Raw genomic sequence first — 13,176 nt, forward strand, 5'->3', positions numbered from 1 at the left:
CGCCGGCAAAAGTTACAGGGCTTTTGCTGGCAGAAGGTTTGAGGAGGGCTGTCTGATGGCTCTGCAGTTGCGTGAAATTGCGCTGGGGCTCGATGAGGATGAATCGCTGCTACCGGCCAAGGTAGCTGCGGAATTGGGCTTGGACCCCGAAGCTCTGCGCAATTTCAAGGTAGTGCGCCAAGCCATCGATGCACGCCGCAGGTCGAAAGTACTGCGGATTTTTTCTGTTGTTTTTGAGCTGGCGGACGAAGAAAGCGTTTTGGCGCAGCAGAGCGCCAATCGGCGTCTGAGCACTTGGACGCCTCCGGCGATACCCAGTATCGAGCTAAAAAAACGCTCTCATCGCGTGCTGGTGGTCGGTATGGGGCCCGCGGGGCTCTTTGCTGCTTTAAGCCTGGCCCGTTACGGTTTTCAGGTTACCTTGATCGAGCGCGGCGAATCGGTGGAACAGCGCGTGCCCGCTGTAAATCAATTTCGTTCCGGCGGGCCTCTTAACCCATCGAGTAATATCCAATTCGGTGAGGGAGGCGCAGGAACTTTTTCCGACGGCAAACTCAATACGCGCGTCAAGCACCCCTGGGGGGGTATGTGCTTCGGACATTGGTGGATTTCGGCGCAGGGGAGGAGATTCTTACTCAGGCAAAACCCCATGTCGGCAGCGATCGGTTGCGCCTGGTACTGATAAACTTTCGACGGGAACTGTTGCGTCTCGGAGTGGAGATACGTTTCGGTACTTGCCTGACCGGTCTGACTATTGGCGCTGGTCGATTACAGGGGGCGGTTCTCGATCAGCGGGAGGAATTCCCTTGCGACAGTCTGGTTCTCGCAACAGGCCACAGTGCTCGTGATACCTATGGTATGCTGGCTGAACAGGGGGTAGCTATGGAAAGCAAACCCTTTGCGATTGGCTTGCGGGTAGAACATCCGGCCGAATTGATCAATTTTATTCAGTATGGACATCGCCGCCATCCTAAATTGCCAACGGCCGAATATGCCTTGACCTACAACGATCCGGACAGTAAGCGTGGCGTCTATTCGTTCTGCATGTGTCCCGGTGGTGAGGTGGTGCTGGCGGCCTCCGAACCTGGTGGTCTGGTAGTCAATGGCATGAGCAACCGCCTGCGCAGCGCTCCTTACAGTAACAGTGCTCTTGTGGTGACGGTACGTCCTGATGATTTTGGTGCAATCGATCCCCTGGCTGGAATGCGTTTTCAGCGGCGCTGGGAAGAGGCGGCATTTATTGCCGGCGGCAGCGATTATCGAGCCCCGGCACAGAACCTTCTCGGATTTCTCGGTCGCGGCAAAGGGCCGCTGAATTCCTCCTGCCGTCCCGGAGTACGGGAAGCGGAATTGCGGCAGGTCTTGCCGCCCTTTGTCAGCAGTGCTCTGCGTCGCGCCTTGCCCCATTTTGAACGTCGCATGCGCGGCTTTATTACGGCTGAGGCCACTCTCGTCGGCGTCGAAACACGGACTTCTGCGCCGCTACGCATTTTGCGTCAGAGCGATGGTCAGGCTTTGCATCAATCTGGACTATATCCCGTTGGCGAAGGAGCCGGTTATGCGGGAGGAATTATGAGCGCTGCTTTAGATGGTCTTAAGACCGCCGAGCAGATTGCAGCAACAGCAATTAACAGGAGTCGTCGTTGAAAGAGCTTTTTGTAGCACAGATTAAAGAAAGAGATCAGGTCAATGGCCAGTTTCTGGTGCGGGAAAAAAACACCGCTATGGCCAAAAACGGTAAACCCTACATGACCTTGAAGTTGATGGATCGTACCGGTGAAGTCGAGGGAAGAGTCTGGGACCGTGTAGAGGAACTGTCGGCGCTGTTTGACAAAGACGATTTTGTGCGTGTTGTGGGCAAGGCCAGCGTCTATCTCGGTAAGATGCAACTGGTCGTCCAGCGGTTGGAAAAGATTGCTGAACAGGATGTGGACCTGGCGGATTATCTGCCGGTCAGCAGTCGGCCGGTGGATGAGATGCTGGCGGAATTGCGGCAACTGGTGGCCAGTCTGGAGGCCCCCCATTACCGTGAATTGATGGAAGCCTTTCTCGCCGACGATGAGTTCCTTCAGGGTTTTGTTCAAGCACCGGCAGCCAAAACCATCCACCATGTCTATCTCGGTGGGTTGTTAGAACATTCCCTGGCGGTGGCCCAGCTGGCCGACGATATCGGCCGTCGTTATCCAGGGGTGCAGCGTGATCTGCTCTTGACCGGAGCTTTATTGCACGATATCGGTAAGGTCGCCGAACTCTGTTACGAGCGCTCTTTTGGCTATACCGATACGGGGAAATTGCTTGGTCACATCGTCATCGGTGTGGAGATGGTCGAGGCCAAGCTGCGTCAGTTGGAAAATTTTCCCGTGCCGGCAGGGCTGTTGCTGAAACATCTGCTCCTTTCCCATCATGGTCAATATGAGTACGGATCACCAAAGCGTCCCAAAACGCTGGAGGCGGTTATTCTCAATTATCTGGATGATCTCGACAGCAAGATCAACGGCGTGCAGACCCATTTGCAGAAAGAACCCGATAATGATGCCTCCTGGAGTGGCTATCATCGCATTTATGACCGGTATTTTTTCAAGGAAACCGGAGAACAGCCGATTGGTGCGACCGAACCCTTACCGGTGCCGGCTCGTGAGGCCGCACCGCCGGTCAAAGAGGAAAAACCAGCCAAACGCCGTCGCCAGCCGGCTACCAAGGATAAAGATCTTAGCTTCAGCCTGGCTGATCAGCTGAAAGATAAGACCTTGAACCTGTTTGCCGACCTTGATGAAGGGGATAACTGATGAGTTTGTGGAAGAAATCGTTGGTTACCGGAGAACTGCAAGTTAATTGCTATCTGCTGGGCTGTGAGGCAAGCGGACAGGCAATGGTCATCGATCCCGGCGGTAAGGCGCAGCGCATCCTGGAGATATTGGCCGAGCATGATTTGACGTTGAAAATGGTGGTCAATACCCACTGCCATTTCGATCATATTGGCGCCAATCGGTCCTTAGTGGAAAAGACTCAGGCTGAGCTGATGATTCACCCCGCCGATCTACCTATATTGCGCGGTGCCTCCGAGCATGCCATGCGCTTCGGCTGTGAGCCCATCGAACCTTCCCCGGAGCCGACCCGGTTATTGCAGGATGGAGATACCGTCGAGCTTGGTGACTTTAGTTTTAAAGTCATTCATGTGCCCGGACATTCCCCCGGTGGGATCTGTCTCCTCGGTGAGGGCCTGTTGTTTGCCGGAGACAACCTGTTCGCCGGTTCCATCGGCCGGACCGACCTTCCTTCCGGCGATCAGGGGGCTTTGATGAAGGCTCTGCGAGACCGCATCCTGACCCTGTCCGATGAAATTATCGTCTGTCCTGGCCACGGTCCGGAAACGACCATCGGCCGGGAACGGCGAACCAACCCTTACTTGCGCTATATCGTTTGATGGCGTTGCAAAAATTCCGCCCTCCGGCGTTACGGCCTTTTTTCAGGACCTCGACATACTAAATGGATGTCTTCGCCCCTGACAAAACACCAGGCCCTGGTGGTCGAAATTTTTGCTTAGCCATCTTATGATTTTTTGTGAAGGCATCATCGTTTAACGGCCTGCTAGATCTGTGGCCCACTGTGGAACCGAGGACCTTATGCTGCAAGGCAAAGAGATCGTGTTGGGTGTATGTGGTGGCATCGCTGCCTATAAGGCGGCTGAACTGGTGCGCCTTTATATCAAGGCCGGTGCCAATGTCTCGGTGATCATGACCGCGGCGGCCCAGGAATTCATTACCCCGCTGACCTTTCAAACCCTGTCCGGCCGACCGGTTCACAGCGAATTGTTCAATCTGCTTCAGGAACAGGATATCGGCCATATCTCATTGGCCGACCGGGCTGACTTGCTGGTGATTGCTCCCGCTACGGCCAACCTGATCGGAAAACTGGCGGCGGGGATCGCCGATGATCTTTTAACCACGACGGTGATGGCCTGCAAGGCGCCCGTATTGGTGGTGCCGGCGATGAACAGCAACATGTGGGAGAATCCCATCTGCCGCCGCAACGTGGAGCAGTTGCGGAATGCCGGTTGCCAGGTTATGGAACCGGCTACCGGCATGCTTGCCTGCGGTTGGGAAGGACAGGGCAAACTGCCGGAGCCGCAAGCGATTTTGGAGCAAACGCAACACCTGCTTGCCCCTCAGGATCTGACCGGGGAGACGGTGCTGGTGACGGCAGGGCCGACGCGGGAAGAGCTCGATCCGATGCGTTTTCTCAGCAATCATTCCTCGGGCAAGATGGGCTATGCCATTGCCCGGGCCGCTGCCGACCGGGGTGCTCGTGTCCGCTTGGTGGCCGGTCCCACCGCTTTGTCCACACCCCGCGGTGTTGAGTTGCGGCAGGTGGTCAGCGCCAGGGAGATGCATGCTGCCGTTATGGATCTGGCAAGCGATTGCTCCATCGTCGTAAAGGCGGCGGCGGTAGCTGATTATCGCCCCGCCTGTCGCCAGGATCAAAAAATCAAGAAGGGCGGGGAATCGACCCTGTCCCTGGAATTGCAGCGCAACCCCGATATTTTGGCGGAATTGGGACAGTTGCAGGGAGAACGGTTTCTGGTCGGCTTTGCCGCCGAAACCGAACAGTTGCTGGAAAATGCCCGGCGCAAACTGCAGGACAAAAATCTCGACCTGATCGTGGCCAATGACTTGACTGCAGAGGGGGCCGGTTTTGCCGGCGACACCAATGTGGTTCGGCTGATCTATCGGAATGGCGATGTAGAGGACTTGCCCCAGATGAGCAAGGACCAGCTGGCCCACAGCCTGCTGGATCGCATCCGAAGTCGGCTTCATGGCAAGGAGGAGGCTGGCTGTCAGTAGCCGGCTAGCAGATCGAGCAGGGCTTCGGGTTTGGTGATGCCCTGACGAAAGCGCTCTTTCAATTGGGCCAACAGCTGTTGCGCTTCGCCTTCAGGCAGTTTACCGTCCAGCCACAGGAGATTAAGGTTTTTACGGATGATGTCTGCCGTATAGAGGGCTCGCTCGCCGGCGGGATCGGCCTTCCAATAGGGGCTGTCCTCCATGTCCGTCAAAATGCTCTCGGTAGCCTGCTGAGCCAGGACGAGATAGTGCTCCTGGTCTTCTTCTTCCAGGACCCATCTCGATTGTTCACCGATGGATTGCAGCATTTTTTGCCAGCGCTGCAATCGGCTGAGCAGCAAAATGGAATTGAAAAGCCGTTTGTTGGTGGAAAAAGAGAAGATGGTGCGGGACAGCACATTGCTCATCATCTCATCGTTGGCTCGAAAATCCTTGCGGGCGATGGTTCTTGCCAGTTGCCAGATGGAAGGATCGACGCGCGACTCGAAACGCATCTCCCAGTAGAGATGCTTGAGCATGGCGGTATTGAAGGTGCGGACCATTTTGTACGGCACCATGTAGGAATGAGCGACGGTGTCCGCCGCCAGATGCCCCAGGTATCCGTAAGCGCAGGCTCGCTGGGGATCGGTTTTGGCCGCGGCGAGGATCTGCTGACCGATGCGCCAGGAGTGACAGTGCTTTAGATAGTGCGTATATTTTTTGCCCAGGGTGATGTCGGCACTGATGAATCCATAGAGAAAGTCGTATGGGTAGTTGCTGAGCAGGGGTTGCAGAAGGCTTGGCAGGCGGCTCAGGGCTTCAAGAGTCTGGGAGCCAAGTTGCAGGTGCACGCCGATGCCCCAGGCCAGAGCCTCGTTGGGCAAGAGCAGCAGAATGATAATGATGAGTAAGGATCGAGCCATGGCCATCGCGCTGTTGGGTTGACCTATAGGATAATCGTCTCCGTCCGGGAAGTAAAGAAGCTATGCCCGACAAATTTTACAAGGAATTTCAGGAAACTGTCGCCCAGGTCCGGGGCCTGCTTGAAGATTTAAAGCATCTGGGAGTGGCCGAAGTTCCTGGTGAGACCGACCTCGACGCTCGGCCTGTTTGCCAACTTTCCGAGGTGCATTCATCCACCAGCTGTCGCTCTGAGACCCTGGAGGAAATTTCCGCTGATCTGGGGGATTGCCAGCGCTGTGGATTGAGCAAGGGGCGCAACCATATCGTGTTTGGCGCAGGCAACGCTTCCGCCCGGTTGGTGCTGGTGGGTGAAGCCCCCGGTCGCGACGAGGACCTGCAGGGGCTTCCGTTCGTTGGTGAGGCGGGCCGACTGCTTGAACGTATTTTGTTTGCCATGGGTTTTAAGCGCGAGGATGTCTATATCTGTAATGTGCAGAAATGTCGCCCACCGAAAAACCGCGATCCTCTGCCGGAGGAGATTGCCGCTTGTGTGCCTTTCCTTCAACGGCAGCTGGCTGCTTTGCAACCTCAGGTGATCGTGACTCTCGGTCGTTTTGCTGCTCAAACCCTTCTCGATACTTCGCAGCCTATCAGTAGCCTTCGGGGCCATTGGCAAAGTTACGAAGGGATTGCCGTCCTGCCTACCTACCATCCCGCATTTTTATTGCGCAATCCTGCAGCAAAACGCGAGGTCTGGGAGGACATGAAACAGGTCATGAGCCGGTTGCGTCAAGGAGATAGTTGACATGTCCCTTGCCGGCGAGCCGGTATTGCAGATAGCCGGACTTGGTAAAGTTCGAGTCAATGAACAGGGCCGGGAGGTGACCGTATTGCGTGATGTCGATCTGACCCTGGTGGCAGGTCAAATCACGGTGATTATCGGTCCCTCGGGTGGTGGCAAAAGTACCCTGGTTCGGCTGCTCAATCGACTGGAAGAGCCCAGCAGTGGAGAAATCCTGCTGAACGGACGCAATATCCGCCTCCATGATCCATTGCAGTTGCGCCGAAAGGTGGCGTTGGTCGCCCAAAAGCCCTTCGTTTTCAACGGTTCGGTTCTCGATAATCTGCAGCGTCCGTTTATATTTCAAGGGGACAAGCCGCCTGCGGCAGAGGATTCCCGCTTGCTGGAGCTGTTGGCCCTGTGCCAACTCTCTGCTGAATGGTTGCAGCGCGACGCCCGTTCTCTGTCGGTGGGGCAACAACAACGTCTCTGCTTAGCCCGCAGTTTGGCGATGGGGCCCGAAGTACTGTTGCTCGACGAACCGACCAGCGCGCTGGATCGCCCTACGGTCAATAGTCTGGCCAGCAGCCTGCGTAAAGCCTGCCGCAAGTGGCAGCTGGCGGTATTGTTGGTGACCCATGATTTACATTTGGCAAAGACGATCGCCGACCACTTAGCTTACCTCGAAGATGGATGTATCTCAGAGCAGGGATTGCCTGACGAGTTGTTTGCCCGCCCGCGTAGTAACGCTTTGCAATGCTTTCTTTCTGAACCATCCAAAAAGCAGGTTTAAAACATGTCGGCCCAAGAGATCATAGCGTTGGCACCCCACGATCTGCTTTGGGCTTACGGTGCCTTGCTGCTGGCCGCTGCTCTTGCCTGGCAGCATCGTATCGGGCAGTCACGCGATCTGTTATGGGGCTCTCTGCGCATGGTATTGCAACTGCTGGCCGTGGGGTATGCCTTGCGCTGGATATTTGCAGCCCGCCATCCATTGCCGACCGTGTTGATGCTGTTGGTGATGGGCGGATTTTCTTTGCAGATCATGGCTGGCCGTCTTCGGCATAAACTGCCTGGGTTTTATCGAATCGTCAGTCTTTCTTTATTTGCCGGTTGTGGCGGCGTCACCCTGTATTTCTGCCTGCTGGTGGTTGCGCCATCCCCCTGGTACGAGCCCCGCTATCTGATCCCCTTGGCCGGCATGATCATCGGCAACTCCATCAATGGCGCTTGTCTGGCCGTGGAGCGTCTGGCGGCTGAAATGAAAGAGCGGCAGGCGGAGATCGAAGCGGCTTTGTGTCTCGGCGCCAGTCCGCGCATGGCTTGCCAGGAGCCGCTGCGCAACGCCTTTCGTGCGGCCTTGCTGCCAATGGTCAACACTATGGCGGCCATGGGGGTCGTTTCTCTGCCGGGTATGATGACCGGGCAGATCCTCTCCGGTACCGATCCATTGATCGCCGTGAAATATCAGATTGCCATCATGTGTGCCATTGTCGGTTCCGTGGCCCTGACCAGTGCCCTCTTGTTGTTGCAGGGGTATCGAACCTATTTCACCGACGCTCACCAGTTACGTTCCTGAATCCACCAAATTTATTTCCAGTTGGAGTGATAAAATCCTTTGAGCGGGTATGCTTTAAATGGTAGGTCCATGAACTAACAGAGGCAACGCTCATGGGAGCGATTTCCTGCTGAATAGCTAGGTCAGTGCAAACTGCCGCCTCTGTTAGTGTGAACTTTTGGAGATATGGCTTGGAGGTGATGTCCATGCTGAAACAGCTGGGAAAACGGCTACTTGAGAAGAAGTTGATTTCGGAGAAACAGTTAAAGAAGGCCCTTGATCGACAGCGTAGCAAGGGGGGACGTTTAGGTCAGAATTTGTGCGACATGGGTTTTCTTGAGGAAGAAAACCTGGATCAGGTTTTTCATCCATTGCCTCCGATGCCGCAGACCGTGGCCGAGTCGGGCCTTGATCTGGGATTTATAACCGACTTAGCTCTTAAACACAGCCTGTTCCTTGGAGAATTCGGGCGTAACGAACTGATGGAGCGGACCAAGCTGCCGGCCAGTATCATCGATGCCGTTCTGGAAAATTTGCGAAAAGATCAGTTTGTCGAGGTCAAAGGAGCCGAACTCTACGCCCGGCACAGTTTTCGATTTGCTATTACCGAACAGGGCATTCGACGGGCCAATGTTTTGCTTGAGGTGTGCCGATATGTCGGCCCGGCCCCGGTGACCCTGGACGTCTACCGGGATATGGTTGCGCTGCAGACGGTCAAGAATATCTTGATCGACGATCAGCAGGTCAGGCAAGCCTTCGACCACTTGGTGGTAAACGATGATTTGCTCTACCGCCTCGGCCCCGCTCTGAGTTCCGGCAAAGAAATCTTTCTCTATGGCCCACCGGGAAACGGAAAGACTTCCATCGCTGAGGCTATCGGGAGCCTGTTGCCCGGTACGGTCTTCATACCGTACGCTCTATTGGTACGGGGTGAAATTATCAATGTATATGATCCGGTCAGTCATGGTGATATTATTTCGACGGTCGGTGAAGAGAATCCTGATCAGCGCTGGGTCGAGGTGCGGCGGCCTGTGATTATGGCCGGCGGAGAGTTATCCCTGCGCACCCTGGACCTGGATTTTAATACGATTACCAAGTATTACGAAGCGCCTCTGCAGGTCAAGGCCAATAATGGTGTGCTGATCATTGATGATTTCGGCCGTCAACAGATCGATCCCAAACAGTTGCTTAATCGTTGGATGGTTCCTTTGGATCGCCGCATCGATTTCATGACCCTGCATACTGGCATGAAGTTCGATATTCCTTTTGATACCTTGGTGGTTTTTTCCACTAACATCGAGCCGGCGGATTTGGTGGACGAGGCCTTTTTACGACGTATTCGTTACAAAATTAAAATAGATCATCCTTCCATTGGTGAGTTTGAGGAGATTTTTCGGAGGCTATGTGAGGATCACGCTATGTCGTTTAGCAGACCTGTTTTCGAGCATCTGATGGATCACTATTATCGAAGACTCGAAGTACGCTTCAGCTCCTGCCATCCCAAGGACCTTGTCGAACATATCATCGAGGAGGCCTCTTATCACGGCCATCCTCCAGAACTATCGCAAGGTGCCATTGATCGTGCCTGGCACAATTATTTTGTTAACAGCAGTCTGGGGGCAAGGTTCTGCCCTGAGCGGTGATAACACTTGACAAAGCAGCGGCCGATTGATTAATAGATAGGCGCCGCACGTAGAGAGTCGTTCGGCACGGGGATTATTTGCGACAGCTTTCAGCGGGCACCTATCATGATTAAAACCTATCTGGCCCCGGCCAAAATCAATCTCTGCCTCCATGTGCTCGGCAAGCGAGCCGATGGTTATCATGACCTGGCGATGTTGATGCAGCGCATCTCTCTCTATGACCGCATCACCTTACGTCTCACAGCCGGTCCCGGAGTGACGGTGCGCTGTGCCGGGGTGAGCCTGAACCCCGAGCAGGAAAACATTGCCGCTCTGGCAGCTCAAAGGTTGCTGGCTTTTGCTGGTTCGTCCATCGGCGTCGATATAGATATCGATAAGCAGATACCGGTAGCAGCAGGTCTTGGCGGCGGTTCTTCCGATGCGGCAACGGTATTGATGGCCTTGAACGAGATGCTCGACCTGAAACTCTCTACGCAGGTGCTGCAGGATCTGGGGGTTAAGCTTGGCGCTGATGTGCCTTTCTTTATTTATGGGCATCCCGCTTGGGCTACGGGGATCGGCGATGTGTTGCAAAGAATCGAAAAGCTGCCACCGCTCTGGTATGTTCTGGTTAATCCCGGAATCGCTGTATCTACGGCTTGGGCATACGGAAATTTAAGGTTGACATCCCGCCGGGATGATCATAAAATACCGCGATTTTCCAGTACGCTAGATAGCGTGACGGCGGTGCTGCATAATGACCTTGAAGAAGTCACCGTTGGTCAACATTCGGAGATAGGTAAAGTGAAAAGGCGTCTGACGGCTTTAGGAGCTGCAGGATCGCTGATGTCCGGTAGTGGCTCCACGGTATTTGGGGTTTTTGCCGGAAAAGCCGAGGCGGAAGAAGCCGCTGTGCAGTTACAGCAGAAGCCAGGTTGGCGGGTCTTCGTTGTTCATCCGGTGGATGGCGAAGGGCCGATAAAGTGCTGATTATTGATTTGATCTGTTAAGTTTTTGGGGCGTCGCCAAGCGGTAAGGCACCGGATTTTGATTCCGGCATTCCCAGGTTCGATCCCTGGCGCCCCAGCCATTTATAAGACTCTGCAAGGCAAGACGTTGCGGAGGATATCGTTCCGAAGGTGGATGAGTCGCCGATCGGGCTTTACGTCAGCAGGTCATGGAGTCCATGGCCTGCAGTTTTTTCGTGCTTTGAGCAAGGATTGTCGTTGTGAATAAGTTGAAGATTTTCGCCGGTAACTCGAATGTTTCACTGGCCCGTGAGATCTGCGGACATTTGGCTGTACCTCTGGGGGCTGCCAAGGTTCGTGCTTTCTCCGATGGTGAGATTATGGTTGAGATCGGAGAAAATGTCCGTGGGTTGGATGTGTATATCATCCAGTCTACCTGCGCTCCGGCCAACGATAATCTGATGGAGTTGCTGATTATGACCGATGCTCTCAAGCGCGCATCGGCGGCTCGAATTACAGCGGTAATTCCCTATTTCGGATACGCCCGTCAGGACCGCAAGGTGGCTCCGCGCACACCCATCACCAGCAAGCTTGTTGCAGACCTGGTGTCTACTGCCGGTGTCGACCGGGTGTTGACCATGGATCTGCATGCCGGTCAGATACAAGGTTTTTTCAATATTCCGGTCGATCACCTCTATGCTGCGCCGGTTATTCTTCGGGACATTACAGCACGTTTCGATCAACCCGTCGTTGTTGTTTCGCCGGATGCCGGCGGTACTGAGCGGGCTCGCGCATTTGCCAAACGCCTTAATGCCGGCTTAGCGATTATCGATAAGCGTCGCAGTGGTCCCAATGTTTCGGAAGTGATGAATATCATCGGTGACGTTGAAGGACAGATCTGTATTATTGTGGACGACATGATCGATACGGCAGGCACCCTTTGCCAGGCAGCTCAAGCCCTGAAGGGAGAAGGGGCCGCTGAGGTCTACGCTTGTGCGACCCACGCTGTTTTGTCCGGGCCGGCTCTTGAGCGTATCGACAACAGCTCGTTAAAAGAAGTGCTGGTCACCAATACGATTCCGGTTGAAGAAAAGCTCGCTGAATGTGAGCGTCTACGGCAGCTGTCTGTAGCAGAATTGTTAGCTGAGGCTATTCGCCGTATACATGGTGACGAGTCTGTCAGTTCGCTGTTTGTTTAGAACAGCAATACGAACATAAATATTAGGGCATGAATTGCCTAAGTACCCTTTAGCACTTTATTCTAACGGAGGATTGATTATATGGCACAGACAGAATTGATGGTTAACTCACGTGAGGCACTCGGTAAAGGCAGTGCTCGCAGTCTGCGTCGCGAGGGTTTGGTTCCTGCGGTCGTTTACGGGAAAAATGTTGAGCCTTGCGCTCTGAGCGTCGATCCCAAGGCCCTCAAGAAATCGATCTCTACCGAGGCCGGTTTGAATACCTTGATCACCCTCAAGGGGGACGGACCTTTCGATGGCCAGGTGGTGATTCTTAAAGACATGCAGGTTGATGCCGTGGTCGGCACCCTGATGCATGCCGATTTCCAGGTTATCGACCTGGCTGCCAAGGTCAGTGTCATGGTACCGGTTCACCCCGTTGGCAAGTCTGCCGGCGAAAAAGAGGGTGGCAACCTGTCGGTAATTCGTCACGAAGTTGAAATCGTGTGTCTGCCGAGCGCTATCCCTGCTTCTATCGATATCGATGTTACTGAGATGCAGATTGGCGATGTGGTCCATGTCGAAGATCTGCAGCTAGGTGATGGGGTTGAAGCTCCCCATGATGCTAACTTCACCATTCTTACCGTTGTCGGCCGTATGGCTGAAGAAGTTGAGGGAGAAGAGCTTGAAGAAGGCGTCGAGGGAGCCGAAGCAGTTGAGGCGGCCCCTGAAGCTGACGCAGAATAAGCGAGGTTCGTTTGAAGGTTGTAGCCGGTCTCGGCAACCCGGGGCCGGAGTACAGTGCTACCAGGCATAATATCGGATTTATGGTCGCGGAGTTGTTTGCTGCCAGAAACGGTATTTCGCTGAAAAAAAAAGGTCATCAGGCATTCTATGGTGTGGGCCGTTGCAACAATCAGGAGTTGTTGGTTTTGTTGCCGCAAACCTTTATGAACCGAAGCGGTGCCAGCGTCGGATCCGTGGTCAAGGCTCAACAGTTAATGATAGAAAACCTGGTGGTGGTACACGACGAGATCGACTTGCCTTTCGGCACGCTGCGCATTAAGGCAGGGGGAGGGCACGGCGGTCATAACGGTCTGCGCGATATTCGCACTGTGCTCGGTAGCGGCGATTTTATCAGGTTGCGCATCGGCGTTGGGCGACCTCCTGCCGGAGGAGATGTGGCTCGCCATGTTCTGCGCGAGTTTTCCCCTACAGAAAAAAAACAATTGGATGATCTGTTGTTGCTAGCGGTCGAGGCTCTGGAAATGCTTCTGAATGAAGGAGTCCAGCCAGCCATGAACGCTTTCAACAATCGCGATATTTCACATTAATTCAGAGAGGGA

Annotated in this window: 14 protein-coding genes and 1 tRNA gene; 14 read left to right on the forward strand and 1 reads right to left on the reverse strand. The window is 54.4% G+C overall.

Features of this window, described 5'->3' with window-relative positions:
• Positions 1-55: 55 nt before the first annotated feature.
• The 5 genes from A7E78_RS15595 to coaBC all read left to right on the forward strand — a co-directional run bounded on the left by A7E78_RS15595 (position 56) and on the right by coaBC (position 4,841).
• Positions 56-682 (forward strand): FAD-dependent oxidoreductase, encoded by a 627-nt coding sequence (locus A7E78_RS15595; RefSeq protein ID WP_335743821.1) that lies wholly within the window; start codon positions 56-58, stop codon positions 680-682.
• Positions 589-1,647, forward strand: a complete 1,059-nt coding sequence (locus tag A7E78_RS00630) for an NAD(P)/FAD-dependent oxidoreductase (protein WP_335743822.1) — start codon at positions 589-591, stop codon at positions 1,645-1,647. The genes A7E78_RS15595 and A7E78_RS00630 overlap by 94 nt, the downstream gene beginning before the upstream one ends.
• Positions 1,644-2,786 carry a 3'-5' exoribonuclease YhaM family protein gene (locus tag A7E78_RS00635; RefSeq protein ID WP_072282458.1) on the forward strand — a complete coding sequence of 381 codons (1,143 nt, stop codon included), beginning with the start codon at positions 1,644-1,646 and terminating at the stop codon, positions 2,784-2,786. Before A7E78_RS00630 ends, A7E78_RS00635 begins: the two co-directional genes overlap by 4 nt.
• Positions 2,786-3,424 carry an MBL fold metallo-hydrolase gene (locus A7E78_RS00640; RefSeq protein WP_072282459.1) on the forward strand — a complete coding sequence of 213 codons (639 nt, stop codon included), beginning with the start codon at positions 2,786-2,788 and terminating at the stop codon, positions 3,422-3,424. The genes A7E78_RS00635 and A7E78_RS00640 overlap by 1 nt, the downstream gene beginning before the upstream one ends.
• 199 nt (positions 3,425-3,623) lie before the next feature.
• Positions 3,624-4,841, forward strand: a complete 1,218-nt coding sequence (coaBC, locus tag A7E78_RS00645) for a bifunctional phosphopantothenoylcysteine decarboxylase/phosphopantothenate--cysteine ligase CoaBC (RefSeq protein ID WP_072282460.1) — start codon at positions 3,624-3,626, stop codon at positions 4,839-4,841.
• On the opposite strand, the gene A7E78_RS00650 is transcribed toward coaBC, so the two are convergent.
• Positions 4,835-5,743: a zinc dependent phospholipase C family protein gene (locus A7E78_RS00650; RefSeq protein ID WP_335743823.1), complete on the reverse strand. Its 909-nt coding sequence runs from the start codon at positions 5,741-5,743 to the stop codon at positions 4,835-4,837. The genes coaBC and A7E78_RS00650 overlap by 7 nt on opposite strands.
• 62 nt (positions 5,744-5,805) lie before the next feature.
• Between A7E78_RS00650 and A7E78_RS00655 the strand changes: the two genes are divergently transcribed.
• From A7E78_RS00655 to pth, 9 genes are all read left to right on the forward strand, one after another.
• On the forward strand, positions 5,806-6,528 hold the full coding sequence (locus tag A7E78_RS00655) for a uracil-DNA glycosylase (protein WP_072282462.1): 723 nt from the start codon (positions 5,806-5,808) through the stop codon (positions 6,526-6,528).
• Between the two features lies 1 nt (position 6,529).
• Positions 6,530-7,297 (forward strand): ATP-binding cassette domain-containing protein, encoded by a 768-nt coding sequence (locus A7E78_RS00660; protein WP_083552470.1) that lies wholly within the window; start codon positions 6,530-6,532, stop codon positions 7,295-7,297.
• Positions 7,298-7,300: 3 nt separating this feature from the next.
• The gene (locus tag A7E78_RS00665; RefSeq protein ID WP_072282463.1) at positions 7,301-8,083 is read left to right on the forward strand and encodes an ABC transporter permease; all 783 of its coding nucleotides are present in this window, start codon (positions 7,301-7,303) and stop codon (positions 8,081-8,083) included.
• 185 nt (positions 8,084-8,268) lie between these two features.
• Complete coding sequence (locus A7E78_RS00670) at positions 8,269-9,705, forward strand: ATP-binding protein (RefSeq protein WP_072282464.1); 1,437 nt, start codon at positions 8,269-8,271, stop codon at positions 9,703-9,705.
• A gap of 105 nt (positions 9,706-9,810) precedes the next feature.
• Positions 9,811-10,674 carry a 4-(cytidine 5'-diphospho)-2-C-methyl-D-erythritol kinase gene (ispE, locus tag A7E78_RS00675; protein ID WP_072282465.1) on the forward strand — a complete coding sequence of 288 codons (864 nt, stop codon included), beginning with the start codon at positions 9,811-9,813 and terminating at the stop codon, positions 10,672-10,674.
• A 25-nt stretch (positions 10,675-10,699) separates the two neighbouring features.
• Positions 10,700-10,774, forward strand: a tRNA-Gln gene (locus A7E78_RS00680).
• A gap of 138 nt (positions 10,775-10,912) precedes the next feature.
• Positions 10,913-11,851: a ribose-phosphate pyrophosphokinase gene (locus A7E78_RS00685; RefSeq protein ID WP_145924812.1), complete on the forward strand. Its 939-nt coding sequence runs from the start codon at positions 10,913-10,915 to the stop codon at positions 11,849-11,851.
• 81 nt (positions 11,852-11,932) lie between these two features.
• Positions 11,933-12,577, forward strand: a complete 645-nt coding sequence (locus A7E78_RS00690; protein ID WP_072282467.1) for a 50S ribosomal protein L25/general stress protein Ctc — start codon at positions 11,933-11,935, stop codon at positions 12,575-12,577.
• Between the two features lie 11 nt (positions 12,578-12,588).
• On the forward strand, positions 12,589-13,164 hold the full coding sequence (gene pth, locus A7E78_RS00695; RefSeq protein ID WP_072282468.1) for an aminoacyl-tRNA hydrolase: 576 nt from the start codon (positions 12,589-12,591) through the stop codon (positions 13,162-13,164).
• The last annotated feature ends 12 nt before the right edge of the window (positions 13,165-13,176 follow it).

The sequence above is a fragment of the Syntrophotalea acetylenivorans genome (genome assembly GCF_001887775.1).
Lineage (GTDB): Bacteria > Desulfobacterota > Desulfuromonadia > Desulfuromonadales > Syntrophotaleaceae > Syntrophotalea_A > Syntrophotalea_A acetylenivorans.

Excerpts from the sequence above, each read along its gene's own strand:
- coaBC (WP_072282460.1), top strand. The coding sequence starts at position 3,624 with ATGCTGCAAGGCAAAGAGATCGTGTTGGGTGTATGTGGTGGCATCGCT.
- A7E78_RS00690 (WP_072282467.1), top strand. The coding sequence starts at position 11,933 with ATGGCACAGACAGAATTGATGGTTAACTCACGTGAGGCACTCGGTAAA.
- A7E78_RS00670 (WP_072282464.1), top strand. The coding sequence starts at position 8,269 with ATGCTGAAACAGCTGGGAAAACGGCTACTTGAGAAGAAGTTGATTTCG.
- A7E78_RS00640 (WP_072282459.1), top strand. The coding sequence starts at position 2,786 with ATGAGTTTGTGGAAGAAATCGTTGGTTACCGGAGAACTGCAAGTTAAT.
- A7E78_RS00665 (WP_072282463.1), top strand. The coding sequence starts at position 7,301 with ATGTCGGCCCAAGAGATCATAGCGTTGGCACCCCACGATCTGCTTTGG.
- A7E78_RS00660 (WP_083552470.1), top strand. The coding sequence starts at position 6,530 with ATGTCCCTTGCCGGCGAGCCGGTATTGCAGATAGCCGGACTTGGTAAA.
- A7E78_RS15595 (WP_335743821.1), top strand. The coding sequence starts at position 56 with ATGGCTCTGCAGTTGCGTGAAATTGCGCTGGGGCTCGATGAGGATGAA.
- A7E78_RS00650 (WP_335743823.1), bottom strand. The coding sequence starts at position 5,743 with ATGGCTCGATCCTTACTCATCATTATCATTCTGCTGCTCTTGCCCAAC.
- ispE (WP_072282465.1), top strand. The coding sequence starts at position 9,811 with ATGATTAAAACCTATCTGGCCCCGGCCAAAATCAATCTCTGCCTCCAT.
- A7E78_RS00655 (WP_072282462.1), top strand. The coding sequence starts at position 5,806 with ATGCCCGACAAATTTTACAAGGAATTTCAGGAAACTGTCGCCCAGGTC.